This is a genomic window from Halobacillus litoralis, from assembly GCF_009856355.1.
Classification (GTDB): Bacteria; Bacillota; Bacilli; order Bacillales; family Halobacillaceae; genus Halobacillus; species Halobacillus litoralis_B.
The window spans coordinates 389,720-403,369 of the sequence record NZ_WMEW01000001.1; the positions used below are offsets into that span (position 1 = coordinate 389,720).

Annotated in this window: 16 protein-coding genes; 6 read left to right on the forward strand and 10 right to left on the reverse strand. The window is 47.3% G+C overall.

What is annotated here, in order from left to right; all coding sequences use genetic code 11:
• Position 1: 1 nt before the first annotated feature.
• Entirely contained in the window at positions 2–325 is a 324-nt protein-coding gene (locus tag GLV97_RS01760) for a hypothetical protein (RefSeq protein ID WP_160888854.1), read from the forward strand.
• Between the two features lies 1 nt (position 326).
• Positions 327–620 carry a hypothetical protein gene (locus GLV97_RS01765; RefSeq protein WP_160836725.1) on the forward strand — a complete coding sequence of 98 codons (294 nt, stop codon included), beginning with the start codon at positions 327–329 and terminating at the stop codon, positions 618–620.
• On the opposite strand, the gene GLV97_RS01770 is transcribed toward GLV97_RS01765, so the two are convergent.
• Entirely contained in the window at positions 605–823 is a 219-nt protein-coding gene (locus GLV97_RS01770) for a hypothetical protein (protein WP_160836727.1), read from the reverse strand. The two genes, GLV97_RS01765 and GLV97_RS01770, sit on opposite strands and share 16 nt — an antisense overlap.
• A gap of 51 nt (positions 824–874) precedes the next feature.
• Positions 875–1,120 (reverse strand): hypothetical protein, encoded by a 246-nt coding sequence (locus tag GLV97_RS01775; RefSeq protein WP_160836729.1) that lies wholly within the window; start codon positions 1,118–1,120, stop codon positions 875–877.
• A gap of 411 nt (positions 1,121–1,531) precedes the next feature.
• On the opposite strand from GLV97_RS01775, the gene GLV97_RS01780 reads away from it, so the two are divergent.
• Positions 1,532–2,296: a sugar phosphate isomerase/epimerase family protein gene (locus tag GLV97_RS01780; protein ID WP_160836733.1), complete on the forward strand. Its 765-nt coding sequence runs from the start codon at positions 1,532–1,534 to the stop codon at positions 2,294–2,296.
• A gap of 45 nt (positions 2,297–2,341) precedes the next feature.
• Here GLV97_RS01780 and GLV97_RS01785 read toward each other — a convergent pair whose 3' ends face one another.
• Positions 2,342–2,671, reverse strand: coding sequence for a helix-turn-helix domain-containing protein (locus tag GLV97_RS01785; protein ID WP_160836735.1), 330 nt, complete (start codon positions 2,669–2,671; stop codon positions 2,342–2,344).
• Between the two features lie 242 nt (positions 2,672–2,913).
• On the opposite strand from GLV97_RS01785, the gene GLV97_RS01790 reads away from it, so the two are divergent.
• Together GLV97_RS01790 and GLV97_RS01795 are read left to right on the forward strand one after the other, a co-directional pair.
• Positions 2,914–3,636 carry a CBS domain-containing protein gene (locus tag GLV97_RS01790; protein WP_160888855.1) on the forward strand — a complete coding sequence of 241 codons (723 nt, stop codon included), beginning with the start codon at positions 2,914–2,916 and terminating at the stop codon, positions 3,634–3,636.
• Between the two features lie 91 nt (positions 3,637–3,727).
• The gene (locus tag GLV97_RS01795) at positions 3,728–4,099 is read left to right on the forward strand and encodes a PilZ domain-containing protein (protein ID WP_160840876.1); all 372 of its coding nucleotides are present in this window, start codon (positions 3,728–3,730) and stop codon (positions 4,097–4,099) included.
• Between the two features lie 111 nt (positions 4,100–4,210).
• Here the strand turns inward: GLV97_RS01795 and GLV97_RS01800 are convergent, their stop codons facing one another.
• The 3 genes from GLV97_RS01800 to GLV97_RS01810 all read right to left on the reverse strand — a co-directional run bounded on the left by GLV97_RS01800 (position 4,211) and on the right by GLV97_RS01810 (position 9,781).
• Positions 4,211–7,288, reverse strand: coding sequence for an efflux RND transporter permease subunit (locus GLV97_RS01800; protein ID WP_160888856.1), 3,078 nt, complete (start codon positions 7,286–7,288; stop codon positions 4,211–4,213).
• Entirely contained in the window at positions 7,275–8,621 is a 1,347-nt protein-coding gene (locus tag GLV97_RS01805; RefSeq protein ID WP_160888857.1) for an efflux RND transporter periplasmic adaptor subunit, read from the reverse strand. Before GLV97_RS01805 ends, GLV97_RS01800 begins: the two co-directional genes overlap by 14 nt.
• Before the next feature lie 539 nt (positions 8,622–9,160).
• Positions 9,161–9,781 carry a hypothetical protein gene (locus GLV97_RS01810; RefSeq protein WP_160840879.1) on the reverse strand — a complete coding sequence of 207 codons (621 nt, stop codon included), beginning with the start codon at positions 9,779–9,781 and terminating at the stop codon, positions 9,161–9,163.
• Between the two features lie 202 nt (positions 9,782–9,983).
• On the opposite strand from GLV97_RS01810, the gene GLV97_RS01815 reads away from it, so the two are divergent.
• Positions 9,984–10,163, forward strand: coding sequence for a YjfB family protein (locus GLV97_RS01815; RefSeq protein ID WP_160836757.1), 180 nt, complete (start codon positions 9,984–9,986; stop codon positions 10,161–10,163).
• Positions 10,164–10,306: 143 nt separating this feature from the next.
• Here GLV97_RS01815 and GLV97_RS01820 read toward each other — a convergent pair whose 3' ends face one another.
• The 4 genes from GLV97_RS01820 to GLV97_RS01835 all read right to left on the reverse strand — a co-directional run bounded on the left by GLV97_RS01820 (position 10,307) and on the right by GLV97_RS01835 (position 13,609).
• Positions 10,307–10,561: a hypothetical protein gene (locus GLV97_RS01820; protein ID WP_160840880.1), complete on the reverse strand. Its 255-nt coding sequence runs from the start codon at positions 10,559–10,561 to the stop codon at positions 10,307–10,309.
• Between the two features lie 109 nt (positions 10,562–10,670).
• Positions 10,671–11,093 carry a 3-hydroxyacyl-ACP dehydratase FabZ gene (fabZ, locus tag GLV97_RS01825; protein WP_160836761.1) on the reverse strand — a complete coding sequence of 141 codons (423 nt, stop codon included), beginning with the start codon at positions 11,091–11,093 and terminating at the stop codon, positions 10,671–10,673.
• Positions 11,094–11,192: 99 nt separating this feature from the next.
• On the reverse strand, positions 11,193–12,281 hold the full coding sequence (locus GLV97_RS01830) for a class I SAM-dependent methyltransferase (protein ID WP_160888858.1): 1,089 nt from the start codon (positions 12,279–12,281) through the stop codon (positions 11,193–11,195).
• Positions 12,282–12,283: 2 nt separating this feature from the next.
• Entirely contained in the window at positions 12,284–13,609 is a 1,326-nt protein-coding gene (locus GLV97_RS01835; RefSeq protein WP_160888859.1) for an FAD-dependent monooxygenase, read from the reverse strand.
• Positions 13,610–13,650: the final 41 nt, after the last annotated feature.

A 13,650-nucleotide genomic window follows, 5' to 3' on the forward strand; every position in this document is an offset into this window, starting at 1 on the left:
TATGTTTTTTTCACGAAAGCGGCGGCATTCCAATAAGAAAACGCAGAACCTGGAAAAGCAGATCGAAGAATTAAAAGCAGCCCTGCAGCAGGTAAAGGGGCGTCCGATCGAATACCATATCCATATTGATCATGTAACGATCAAAGAACCTTCCCTGGAACAGCTGACCTTTCAGCTTGATCAATTGGATATCGAGGAGCTGAGCGGTGCCTTGAACCTGGGGAATAACTTCGGTGTTCATGTGAAGCCGAAGGATTCTTCCGCTCCGAGGCTCAGGCAGACCAATGATGGTTTGAAATTCACCTTCCCTTCCAAGGAGGAGTAGGATGGCTTATTTATCACCGAATTTTTTCATCGGAAGTATCCGAATCGGAACGATTGAAAATGCTTCCTGCTTAAATATGGGGAATAATGTCCCGACTGGTTTTGAAGGGCATCAGAAACTCAATCAAGGATTCGGAACCATACACGGGGATGGAAATACACTGGAGGAACTAAGGTCCATCCTCAGTGACTCCGCGCTTCTGGATTTCATGTCCAGGGAACAAGACACAGAGCTGCCGGAATGGCTCCAAAAAATGATGGAAGAAAAAATGAGAGAGGCTCAGGAAGCTGAATAGTTCCCGGGCTTCTCTTTTTTTTCATGCTCTGAACTATAACTGGTGACAGGCATATCAATATGATCATTGTCGTACACCACATTGATGTTACAGGAAAGAATGTTGCCGTCTCCAATCACGCTGCCGAGCGCGGCATTCTGTTTTTCATGGCTGCTCCAGTTTGACTGGTTATTCGGTCCAACGAAGATGCCTGAGTTCTCCACAATCTGATTGACATAAATGGAGTCAAAGCGGATGTCGATACGCGTCTCCTCCTAGACTTGAACGTTTGGTTGAGGGTTATTGACCGTAGGGTTGTTGATTGGAGTATCTGTGAAGTCATTATCAAAAATCGTGTTCACATTGTTGGTAGCAATGAAGAAGCCTACTGGAAGACCTGCTGCATTGTTGTTCTTCCCCTGCCATGACCAGTCCGGCTGGTTATTCTGCCCCGTAGAGATCAGGCCATTTTCACTTAAGGAATTGACAGCAATCTGGTTAAAGACGACGGATACAGGCATTTCTATTCACCTCACCTTTTCTAAACTATCCTATTCCCCACATGGAGGAATGTGTCACTCAGCAAAGTCATTCCCCGCCATGTTATAACAATCAAAACATAAGGGTATAGAAACGTGAGCGTCCTGTTTTAAAACCACCTCTTCTTCCAACAGCTCCCGCTTGCAGCTCCAGCAGAGAGAACGAAATCCATTCAGCGATTTCAAGGTATGTTCAACGGTTTTCACCTGATTCACTCCTTTCTGTTGGTTGTAGTATAAGGAATTCTTCAACGGAAGACGAACAGCTCTTTCTTATAAATCAACGGGGACCGGCGATCGATATTACGGTTCCGTTTAATGATTTTTCATTTTTGGAAGGATTCTGCCGTCTGAAACGCTAATTTGTCTATGATAAAGAAAGGGGAATAAACCATGACCACAATACCATTTGCTGTCCAGCTTTACACCTTAAGGAATGAAACAGAAAGAGATTTTGAAGGAACGGTAAGAAAAGTAGCGGAATTAGGCTTCCACGGGGTCGAGTTCGCAGGGTTCGGCGGGCTTTCTCCGGAAAAAGTAAAAGCGCTCCTGGACGAGCTGGGTCTGAAAGCAGCCTCCAGTCACGTACCACTTGAGCAGCTGAAAGAAAACCTCAGCCAGGTGATTGAAGAGCACCAAATCATCGGTTGTCCTTATATTGTCTGTCCTTATATTGAGAATCGTGAGCCTGAGGATTACGAGGTTTTGATTGAGGATTTGAAAAGAATCAGTGCCATCTGCCGTGATCATGGCATAACGCTGTGCTACCATAATCACGACTTTGAATTGACTCCACTTCCGGACGGAACACTCCCATTGGAAAAAATACTTCAGGAAACCGGAGAAGCGGAAGTCCAGGCGGAATTTGATATTTACTGGATCCAGAAAGCCGGCGGGGATCCTGCAGCCTGGATCGACCGCTATCAGGGACGCACTCCTCTCATCCATCTGAAGGATATGACCCTCGATGAGGAGCAGTTTTTTGCAGAACTGGGAACCGGAGGCGTCGATTTGGATACCATTTTCACCCTCGGTGAAAAGAATGGTGTGAAATGGTGGGTGGTCGAACAGGATGAGAGCCGCCGGACACCCATGGAAAGCCTGGAAATCAGCATGTCCTACGTAAAAAATAAATTTCCGCATCTAGTAGAAAATTGAGTGATCTCAAGAAAAAACCTGACTGAATCGCATTTAGTCAGGTTTTCATTTATTCTGATGGATTCTCCATTTGTTAAACTCCAAAAACTCACGGAACTGCTCTTTGGATATCCCCGAATTCATGGCTTCCTGGACAAGTGTCATCCAGTCCTCATCCAAGGTTTCATCCATCGGTTCGGATTCACCGTGAAGGAGAAAATTAATGGTAACATCGAGCTCCTGGGAAATTTTTGTCAAAAATTGTATCGATGGATTCGTCTGGATGTTCCGCTCGATTGAGCTTAAATAAGACTTTGCGACCCCTGCTCTCTCCGCCAGTTCTGACAGCGACATATGTCGGTCTTTACGTATTTTCTGTATGCGTTCACCGATCATATTCTCACCTTCTTTCTATGTAATACGAGTATAGCATACTTCCTGTTTTCGTTCTATTTAAAGCACGTTTTTACTTCGAAACATGCCGAAAGTTGTAGGACGCCATGACTCGTTCTTTATTCTACCTATTATTATCGGCTTCGACAAAAATTTCTTTAACTTTTTTATTACTTGATCATATCAGGAATTGATGCCCGGGAAATCAGAAATACTAAGGGTAAATTCTAAAAAAGGTGATTGGCATGCATGATCTTGTAGAAGAGTTTGAAATAACCTTCAATCAAATCCATCAGCACCTGAAGGAACTGAACGGATTCCCTAAAAATGACAATTTCGTAGAGCTGCTGCAGCATTCTAAACTGAAGCACAGCGTCGTTCGTGTTCATTTTGACCAGCTGAAACAGTACGCCAAATTAAGAAACGCCATTGTCCATGAACGGATCAGCGGCGATTATTATATTGCCACCCCTCATGAAGATGTTGTCCATCATTTGAAGAGCATAAAAAAGACGTTGGAACAACCGCCTGAAGCCTTGACTTTCGCCACACGGCCGGTCCTTTTCTTCAAGACGGATACAAACCTGCTTCACATCATGGAAGCGTTCGGACAGCATGGGATCTCCCAATTTCCCATCTATGATGAAACCCGCTGCTTCTCCGGTCTGCTTACCAATGATGGCATTGTCCGCTTCCTGGCTCAGAGGGCAGACAATGGAGATATTTCTTTACTTCATGCTGAAGCCTCCGATGTCCTTGCGTGTGAAAAACACGCCAACGTGCAGTTTCTTTCCACAACAGCCTCTGTGTTTGATTTAGAGGAAAGGTTTGAAACCAGCCTGAATGAGAATAAGAAATTGAAAGCTGTCATTCTGACTGAAACAGGGCAGCCGGATGAGCTTCCTATGGGAATCGTTACGACATGGGATTTGATCAAAGTGGACAGAAGAGATCAGGATATTTCGTAATTCGAAGTTTTCAGCCTGTTAAAGATTGAATCCATGTATGCAGGAGTATATGATGGACTTAACTGACCATTTAAGAAAGAGGTGGCCGCCATTGCACGAAAGAAGACAAGAACCTTTCCGATATCCATTCCACTCACCTCTGCCCGGGTTTTATAACAAAAAGTTCAGCCCGCAGGTTTCCGGGCCGCTTGAAGTGAACGACATCAGCCTGAATGGTATGCGCTTTTCCTGCTCCCCCCAGCCTCATTTATCAATGAGAGATGAAGTGATTATCTCCTTTATGATGGACGGGGAAACCTTCACCTTTGAAGGCCGGGTGATCTGGTTGAAAACGAATGAAGAGAAAACAACGTGCGGTGTTCATGTCTTCGATTATCCAGGACGCTTAAAGAGTAAAATCCAAGAGCTTGGAGATTCTTTGTCCGAACATCAAAAAAATCATATAGAAATGAAGTCTCCTTAATACGGAGGCTTTTTTATGTTCTCTACATTGACAGGTGGTTTTACCCCCTGAATCACAAGATCGTCATCTAGTGAAAAAGGGTCTTCCTCAAGAGGAGGAAGACCTTTTCATTTATTCCTTCGCCGATCGCTTGCGGAAAAACCCTGTAATTTTTGCAGACAGATCGTCAAAATACGTATAGACAACCGGAATTAAGACTAACGTGAAGAAACTGGACACTGTAAGGCCGAAAATAATGGTGACCGCGAGCGGCTGCTGGGCTTCTGCACCACGGCCGATTCCAACAGCCAGAGGCACCATTCCAAGTACCGTTGTCAGCGTCGTCATCAAAATTGGACGAAGGCGGCTCGGGCCGGCTTCTAAAATCGCTTCATACCGGTCGTACGATTTTCTCCTCAGGATATTAATATAATCCACTAAAACAATGGCGTTGTTCACAACAATCCCGGCCAGCATGATTATACCGACAAAGGCCGGCAGACTGAATGGCAGTCCGGTAATGAACAACCCTCCGCTGATGCCAATGATGGTGGCAGGAAGGGAGAACATAATAATGAACGGAAACAGGAAGTTCTCAAATTGGACTGCCATGACCGCATATACGAGGAACACAGAGAATAGCAGCGCCAGGGATAAGTCACCGAAAGCTTCCTGCATGTCCTGCGCCTGACCACCAATCGTATAGGAGTATCCATCCGGGAAGTTCAAGGAATCCAGCTCGGATCGGACCTCTTCGGTAGCTGTCCCAAGATCAATATCCGAGATTTCAGCTTCCACGTTAACCTGGGGCTGCTGATTTTCCCTGAGCAGGGAGACCGGACCTTGAACCTGCTCCAACTCTGCTATCGTACCAAGTGGAATTAAAGCCCCGTTCGGCGTTTGTACAGACATCCCCTCTAAATCTGCAATCGTCTGCCGTTCTTCCTCCGGCAGAAGGAAGCGCACATCTTTTTCATCTGTTCCATCCCGATAGCGCGTGGCGATCTGTCCATTGAATCCAAGCTGGACCTGGCTGATCACCTGCTGCTCTGTCAGACCGTATTGAGATGCTTTCGCTTCGTTGACTGTAATGTTCATCTGCGGCCGTCCTTCATCAGTCGAAGAGGCAGCGTTCTGGACACCGTCCACCTCATTCATTAAGTAAGCAACCTGACCGCCAAGTTCATCAAGCACTTCATACTCAGGCCCGTTCAGCTGCACTTGAAGCGGGGCGCCTGTTCCAAGTCCTGCATCCAGTTCACTCACTTCAATTTCAGCTCCAGGTATATCAGATACCGCTTCGGACATTTCCTTCATCACCGTCTGGGTCGTTTTCTCCCGCTGATCAGGTTCAACCAGTTGAATGGTGTAGGAAGCAAAGTCAGAGGAGCTCGCACCGAATCCGCCCATATTACCTCCGCCGATAGACAGGTAACGGACATCCACGAGCTCTTCAAAAGTATCCAGCTGCTCGTCGACCTGTGCCGTCACAGCCTCCGTTTCGTCGAGGGACGTACCAGGCGGCATATTGACCCTGACTTCTATCTGTCCCTGGTCAGAGGGTGGAATAAACTCCGTTCCAATCAGAGGCACTAAAGCAGCGCTTCCGACGATCAAGGCTGTTGTGACCGCTATCGTCGTTTTCCGGAATTTCAGCACCCAGCGAAGCATCGACCGGTATCCATCATTGACTTTATCGAGGAATCGATCGAACCAATACCGGCGCCCGTTTTCCTTCAGGGATTTGGTTAACAGCTTCGAGGACAGCATGGGTATTAAGGTGACCGAAACGGCCAGCGATGCAATCAAAGCAAACATAATCGTCAGCGCAAGCGGAGTAAAGAGCTCTGATGCAATACCTTCTACGAATATAATTGGTAGAAAGACAACGAGCGTTGTCGTTGCTGAAGCAACAACGGCCGGCGCAAGCTCTGAAGCTCCCTGCCTGGCTGACTCCACCATTGAAAAGCCCCGCTGACGATAGCTGACGATATTCTCCAGAATGACAATGGAACTATCCACCATCATCCCGATTCCAAGAGCCAGACCTCCCATCGTCAGCACGTTTAACGTCTCTCCTGTGAAGTACATCAATGTAAAGGTGGAAATGATTGCAATCGGAATGGAAAGGCCGATGACAAGGGTCGCCCGGATGCTTTTCAAGAATAACAGCAGGACGAGCACAGAAAAGATTCCACCAAGAATAATATTCAATACGACACTGTTGATGGAAATTTTAATAAACTCAGATGTATCCAGAACGATATTCGTCCCGACTTTTTCCGGCAGATCGCCCTGCACCTCATCAAGCGCTTCCCTGACATTGTCCGCCGTTTCCACTGTATTGGCTTCTGATTTTTTCAATATGGAAAGAACGACGGACGATTCACCGTTCACTTTACTCACTGTATCAGAGTTCGTCAGTGTTTCACTGACGTCTGCAATTTGGTCGAGAGTGACCTGGGCGCCTGTCTGCGATTGAATTCTCGTATTCTTTACGTCTTCAATCGAGCCAAATTCGCCGTCCACCCTGATCTGCAGGTCCTTCTGCCCTTTTTCGATCGTTCCGGCAGAAGCGGATTGATTGGAAGCATTAAGTGCCTGAATCACGGTTTGTGAATCGAGACCATACTGAGCCATCTGCGCCCGGTCGACAAGTACCTGAATTTCGCTGGTCTGTCCACCCTCGATATTGACAGACGCTACACCTTCCTGCCTTTCCAGAAACGGAACGATCCGATTCTCCGCTGCCTGCTGCAGTTCATCCGGCGTATCTCCTGAAAGGCCGACGGTCATAATCGGAAGCTGCTGCGGATCAAAACGGAGCACACTTGGATCGGACGCTCCCTCAGGAAGAATACCGGTGATTTGATCAACATTCTCTCTTACTTGTAAAAGTGTGCTGTCTAAGTTAACACCCGTATTAAATTGAAGAAGAACCAGAGACGCTCCTGCCTGTGATTGGGACTGGAGCACCTCCAGCCCTTCGATACTGCTGACCGACGATTCCACCGGCCGGCTGACCAGCTTCTCCACCTCCTGCGGGGCAGCCCCTTCATATGAGGTCGATACCACCGCAATGGGAAGCTCTATTTCAGGGTATAAGTCGATGGTTAAACTTCTCAGGGAAACGAATCCTAGTCCTAAGATGGCGGCCACGATCATAATGACACCCACAGGTCTTTTGACGGAAAGATTAACGAGCTTCATCAGATTCCTCCTTCATGATGGTGACCTTGTCCCCATCCGAAAGGGTCAGCTGTCCTGAGGTGATAATGTCATCCTCCGCCGTTATTCCGCCGGAAACGGCGGAGAAGTCACTCTGTGATTCAATCACTTCCACATCTACTCGTACGGCTTTCTCTTCTTCCACCTTATAAACGAACGTCTCATCATTTTGTTCCACCAGACCGTCTGTAGGAATGATCAGAGCATCTTCCACAACATTCTCTGGAAGCAGGAAGGAAGCCATCATCCCCGGCTTGATGTCCTCCTCGGCATTGTCGACCGTGGCTTCAACCGGATAAAGCCCGGTGTCATCAGGAACAGATGAGATATAATCGATTACAGACGCTGCTTCCTTTTCCAAGGCGGGAAGATCTACTTGGAGCTCCTGCCCCTTTTCAAAAAGATCCAGTTGTTCAGGCGTGACGGAAGCGGAAATGGTCATCGGGTTCAAACTGACGACCGTTGCAAAGGGCTGCTGGTTTGTCACCATGTCCCCTTCCTCGGCACTCAGGCTCGCCACTTCTCCTGTCACAGGGGCGGTGATCGCCTCATTGGCTGCCTGTTCCTCGGCCTGATTCAACTGCACATTCGCCTGCTCTACTTGAAGTTCCGCCTGCTCAACCGCCACCTGGGCCTGTTCGAGCTGCTGCTGAGCCTGGTCCACCTGGGCCTCCGCCTGGGAAACGGCTGAGGAAGACTGGGACTTCTGTCCTTGAAGCTGCTGATACTGGGCATGAGCTTGATCAGCTCTATTCTGTGCCTGAGTATAGAGGGCTTCAGGAATGGTCCCTTCATCTACGAGTTTCTTCGTTTCATCGGCAATCTGCTGCGCCTGCTCATACTGCTGCTTGGCAGCTTCGGCCGCTTGAGCGGACTGACTGGCCTCAGACTGAGATGCCTGCTTGGCCAGTTCTACCTGGTCTTCAGCGTTTTCAACGCCCAGCTGAGCCTGTTCTTTGGAGATTCTGGCGTTATCCAGCTGTTTTTCTGCCTGGCGGACGGCAATCTCCTGGAGCTCCACCTGATCTCCCACGTTCCCTCCAGGTCGAACTACTGCAATCGTTTCCCCTTTTTCCACCCGGTCTCCTTTAGAAATGTTTAAGGTGGCCACTTCTCCTGGTGTCTCAGGCATCACCGGGGACGAATCTGGTGAGGCGGCGCGCCCTGCAATTTTGCGTTCAATCACAAAATCTTCATTTTCAACACGATCGACCTTCACCGGAGTCACCCGTTCTTCTGTCTCTTCCGAACTTTCCTCCTGCATACAAGCGGTTACAAAGAAAAGCAGTATAAATAGTAACAACAACCGTTTCATTAAAGACTTCCCTTCCATAGTAAGACTCCGCAGTCCCATCATTTTCCTATCTATATTTTCCCTAATACCTTCGACAAACATACGACAAAATCCCATCGATTTTACGGGAGTGACCGAATAGTCACAATTATGAATTATATTACTAAAGTGTGAAATGTATTGCAACTTGTAGTGTTTTAGCGAAAATGACAATATTGTGAAGGCCACCAACATGATTAGAAGCGGACTTTTCCTTATCCATAAGCGCTTCGGCTGGTCACGTTCTGCTTATCTATGGATGCCTGCCGCGGGCACCACCGAAGGACTCTCGTAACACCTTTCCCTGGAGAACAAGCAGAAAGCTTTTTGTTTCTCGACACGAATTTCCCTCTCCTAGAAAAGCTGACCACTCAGCCATCGGTCATTCCGGAGGGCCAGGGTACAGCCCCCTTATAAGAAAATCCAGCACAACTTCTCCATCCCTTGAAGAAACCATCAAAAAAAGCTGCCGAGAGTGTTCCTCTCGACAGCCGGACTACTTCCTTTTCAGGAGGCTTTTTTCATTGAAGGAGGTTGCCGAGCTGGGCAACCATAAGATCCAATTTTTTAATCTTAGGCAGATCATATTCCGGGAAACGTTCATCAAAATGGTTGAACATCGGTTCAAGCGCTTCATCCTGGGTCAGCTCTTCATACGTCTTGAATGTATGCTGATACTGTCCGATATAGCGTTTCATTTTCTTTTCAAACCCGGACAGGTGATAGGTAGAGGAGAAATCAAAGGCTTTCACAATATCACTGTCATAGGAAGGAAAGCTCGGATTGATGGTGTGAAGCATGGAAGCCGCCAGAGGAAACTGCATCGTAGGGTTTCCCTTATGATTCTTCACTTCATATAAATCCCTGGTGATCTGGACGATATTCGGACGTTCATATCCCCTTTGTTCTTCCATCAGTTTAAAATAGCAGGTCTCGAATTCCTTTGTTAAGCTTGGATTATCGAGCCGGAAGAAATGGCGGAATATGAATTGATACAACGTGTCGTCCGGTACGTAAGTATCTTGGAAGACGGAATGAAGGTATACGTAGACATCCAGTTTTTCGAGCGGGATGTGGTTCACTACTTTTTCATAGTCTTCCAGAAGCAGGTCTTTTAAATCGTTCGCCGTTCTATACTTCATCATTAATCACCTCAATTCGCTTATTCCACACAACATAAACGTGGAAACACGTATTTGTAAAGTCTGTATGAACGTTTATACCTCCATTTTACATAACACGCATGCTTTTTCCAAAGGTTTTCAATGATTGATAGATGGTTCCTCATGTTTTCTCTTCATTTTAAACAGGAGACGCCGATGGTATTACGAAAGGAGGGATATTATGGATGCTGCCGCTTTATCAATGGCCCTTGGACAGACCCAGCTCAAACAGCAGACGAACCTGGCCTTGATGGATAAAGTGAAGGATGAAGCCGAGGCGAAAGGAAATCAGATGGTGGAGATGCTGAACCAGTCCGTCTCCCATCCGGATCTTGGTAACCACGTGGATCTAAGAGGGTAAAGAAAACATAGCGGGGGTGCTTTTCGTGACCTTACCCAATGATCATCTGTGCCTTTCTGCCGGTTCTTCTTTTACGATGCCACACGTATCATGGAGCTTAATTGAAACCTAAAAAGCAGGGAGAGCACTCTCCCTGCTTTTCGTTACTCGTTATTTTCTTCATCTTCCGGAGCATTTTCATCGGTCATATCTTCCTGCTCCTTCTCTTCCTCTTTCATTTCTTCATCCATATTTTCCTCTTCGTCCATGTTCTCTTCTTCTTCCATATTTTCTTCTTCTTCCTGCATGTTTTCTTCTGTGTCGTTTTCCTCTTCCGCAGGCTCTTCTTCAGAAGCGCACGCCCCGAGTAAAGTGATGGCAAATAGAGCTGTCATAAGTTTAAGTAATAAGGATTTCATTTTCATTCCTCCTTTTCTCATCTTGAGTGTTAGTATATCCAGCGGATCAAAATCCATCCCTCTGTTTTCCCACAAAAAAAGACCCGTATGCAGACGGGTCCTTCAGCCGTTATTTCAAAGCGAACATAATCTCCGCTTCACACGCAAGCTCACCATCGACGGTGGCTTTGGCCTTTCCTTTACCTACCGGGCCTTTCAGGCGTACAATTTCCACTTCAAGCTTCAAACGGTCGCCGGGTTTAACCTGACGTTTGAACCGGCACTTATCAATACCTGTGAAAAAGGCCAGTTTCCCCTGGTTTTCTTCTTTCTTCAACATGGCCACTGCGCCCATCTGAGCCATGGCCTCCGTGATTAAAACACCAGGCATGACCGGGTAATCCGGAAAGTGCCCTTGAAAGAAGGGTTCGTTCATCGTGACGTTTTTATAGCCTACAGCCCGCTCCCCTTCCACAAGTTCTTCGACCTGATCGATCAGAAGAAAGGGATAGCGGTGGGGAATGATTTCCTTGATTTGATTAATGTCCAACATGTAAAAAGCTCCTTTCCTGCGTTCTTTTCTAATTATAAGGGCAGGAGCTCTCTGGAACAAAATTTTTTCACAAATTGTTGATTCTGTTGCAGCAGATCATTATGAACTTCTGGTCAATTCGCCGGTACGTTTTTCCGTTTTCAATGACTGCGCCGTTTCTCCTGACCAGCCGGTCTGATGGATTTCCTCCACCGGACTTGCCGGACTCAGCCAGAAGGTGTACCATGATCCTTCCTTAACAATCGGGCTCAAGTCAAACAGGTCAAATTTACAGTTCTGTGATACTTCCTGCAGTTCTTTTTTCGTAGGAAGGGCAAACAGATTGGAGTGAGCCACAAAAAAGCTGTTGAACGCGGAAGAAAAAGCTTCTCCATGCTCCGTTTCGTTGATAGGCGTAATCACCGATATGAGCCCCTCCGGACGTACATAGGAGTAGAGGTGATCCAATAATGGCGCCCGATCATCCGGATGGATATAATGAAATATATTGTGCAGAAGGATCACATCCACGTTTTCATCTTCCGGGGCCCAGCTATTGATATCCCCGACTTGAAAACGGACATTCGTATAATCTCCGGACATTTCCCTGGCTTTATCAATGACTTTCTGGTTAATATCCACACCGATCATCTGTACGTCCGGAAACTCTGCAGCCAGCTTCCTCAAATAGCCGCCATGGCCACAGCCTAAGTCTACAATGGAACGCACTTGTTTTTCGCGGATCATTTTCTTGATTTTCTTAATTGCAAAATGTTCAAGAAGCGCAGAAGTCTCAGCCACTACACCCCCATGACGTTCATGATCGAATTCCGCCCGCTCCTGGGATGTAATGATATCCGGGTATCTGAGCATCGTCGGAATGTGCAGCTCCATCATTTCTTTCAGCAGGGCTTTAACACCTGGAGAAGCATCCTCTCCCATAAGAGCGGCACACCGCCGCTTCGAGGTTCTGAATCGGTTGTTCGGACGCTTTTTCAAGTGTTTGACAGCCACTCCCACTTTCACCCATGATGCAAGGAGGTCATGAGGGTAGCCGGTTTTCTCACTGATGGCTTCCACGGTCCTTGCTGTTCTGAACTCATCGAATAATCCAAGCTCCGCTCCAACATATGCGTGCCAGCTCGGTAAAAAGGATTCATTTTTCTTCATCCATTTTCTTGCCTGCATGGCTGTGACCCACTCGTTCATTGTCATCTTCCTTTCTTTGATCTTTTCCAAGGATAATCCTCTGCTTCAGAAAACAAGAAACGATGCTGTTCCTTATCCGACACTTTCTTCTTTCTTACAGGCAGGACACTTCCCTGGATGCCTCTGTCAATGAAAGTAAAATTCCATTTCCCAAGTCCTGATATGTTCAGCATCTGCTTAACATGAAGGTAATCATCATCATAAATCCGCTGCACGGCTTTCATTCTGAATCGTCTCCACCACTCGTTTCTAAACGAATAAACGAGAGCGGACATATGGCTTAGATTCAGCAGAAACTCCACCCTCGGCCTCCGAACCTCTTCATAATAATGCAGATGATCCGCGTAGGATCTGCCTTCCTCCCAGCACCACGCCAGGAGTTCGCCGAGCACATCGGCGTCCTGAATGGCCAGGTTCATCCCTTCCCCGGCCATCGGGTGAACGGTATGAGCCGCATCCCCCATGATTGCGAGGTTGCCTGAGTAGTACTTGTCGACGTGATACGTAAAGGGGATCATCAATTGAACCGTCTTCCAGTCTTTGATCGCCCTGACACCCTCGGCAAGCTCCGGCTCAAGCTCGCTGTAAGCTTGATACAAATGCTCAAGCCCCTGTTCTTTTATTTTTTTGTAGTCTCCAGCCTTGATCAGGAATACTGTCCTGACTTCACGGTCAGGAAGCGGAAACAAGCCGAGAAAACAGCTGGAGGTCGTAATGATTTTTCCTTTTGTAAAGCTCTCCGGGCGGGGGATGGTTACCGTAAGGAAGTGGTGGTTGTAATCCTTGCGGTTCACTTCCACGTTCATCGCATCCCGTGTAGGAGAGCTCCTGCCTTCAGCTCCTATGTACACGCCGGCTTGGATGTAAAGGGTTTCCCTCTTTTGTTTGACTTTAGCCCTCCCGTTCTCAAATCCGATGAAGCGGGCCCCTGGAAGGTAATGAAAATACTCTTCATATTCCTTTCCCTTATTGCGGAGAATCTCCTTCGTCTTTTCGTGGGGGACCATCAAGGAATGGTCATACGACGCCGCCACACGGCTGTAGCTTAGTTCAGTAAGATTGATTTCCTCAGGCGGCTGTCCCTTCCGTCGATGCACTTCCTGAAATCGAAGTTCATCCAGCGCATGGCCGTTCGCCTCTATTTCATCAAGCACTCCGAGTCGTTCCAGTATAGCCAGTGTTTTTGGCTGCAGAAGCTCCCCTTTGTAGGCAGGGGACTCTTTCTTTAATTGTTCTGCGATAATGACGTGCACACCCCTTGATGCGAGTTTGGCAGCAAGAGCAAGTCCACCGACACCGCCGCCTGCGATAAACACTTCTGCTTTCACCTGTCACCCTCCCCGCTATGATTCATGTCCGTATGGTTTTC

Coding starts and splice junctions, on each gene's coding strand:
- GLV97_RS01760 (WP_160888854.1), top strand. CDS start 2: ATGTTTTTTTCACGAAAGCGGCGGCATTCCAATAAGAAAACGCAGAAC.
- GLV97_RS01765 (WP_160836725.1), top strand. CDS start 327: ATGGCTTATTTATCACCGAATTTTTTCATCGGAAGTATCCGAATCGGA.
- GLV97_RS01775 (WP_160836729.1), bottom strand. CDS start 1,120: ATGCCTGTATCCGTCGTCTTTAACCAGATTGCTGTCAATTCCTTAAGT.
- GLV97_RS01780 (WP_160836733.1), top strand. CDS start 1,532: ATGACCACAATACCATTTGCTGTCCAGCTTTACACCTTAAGGAATGAA.
- GLV97_RS01785 (WP_160836735.1), bottom strand. CDS start 2,671: ATGATCGGTGAACGCATACAGAAAATACGTAAAGACCGACATATGTCG.
- GLV97_RS01790 (WP_160888855.1), top strand. CDS start 2,914: ATGCATGATCTTGTAGAAGAGTTTGAAATAACCTTCAATCAAATCCAT.
- GLV97_RS01800 (WP_160888856.1), bottom strand. CDS start 7,288: ATGAAGCTCGTTAATCTTTCCGTCAAAAGACCTGTGGGTGTCATTATG.
- GLV97_RS01805 (WP_160888857.1), bottom strand. CDS start 8,621: ATGAAACGGTTGTTGTTACTATTTATACTGCTTTTCTTTGTAACCGCT.
- GLV97_RS01810 (WP_160840879.1), bottom strand. CDS start 9,781: ATGAAGTATAGAACGGCGAACGATTTAAAAGACCTGCTTCTGGAAGAC.
- GLV97_RS01815 (WP_160836757.1), top strand. CDS start 9,984: ATGGATGCTGCCGCTTTATCAATGGCCCTTGGACAGACCCAGCTCAAA.
- GLV97_RS01820 (WP_160840880.1), bottom strand. CDS start 10,561: ATGAAATCCTTATTACTTAAACTTATGACAGCTCTATTTGCCATCACT.
- fabZ (WP_160836761.1), bottom strand. CDS start 11,093: ATGTTGGACATTAATCAAATCAAGGAAATCATTCCCCACCGCTATCCC.
- GLV97_RS01830 (WP_160888858.1), bottom strand. CDS start 12,281: ATGAACGAGTGGGTCACAGCCATGCAGGCAAGAAAATGGATGAAGAAA.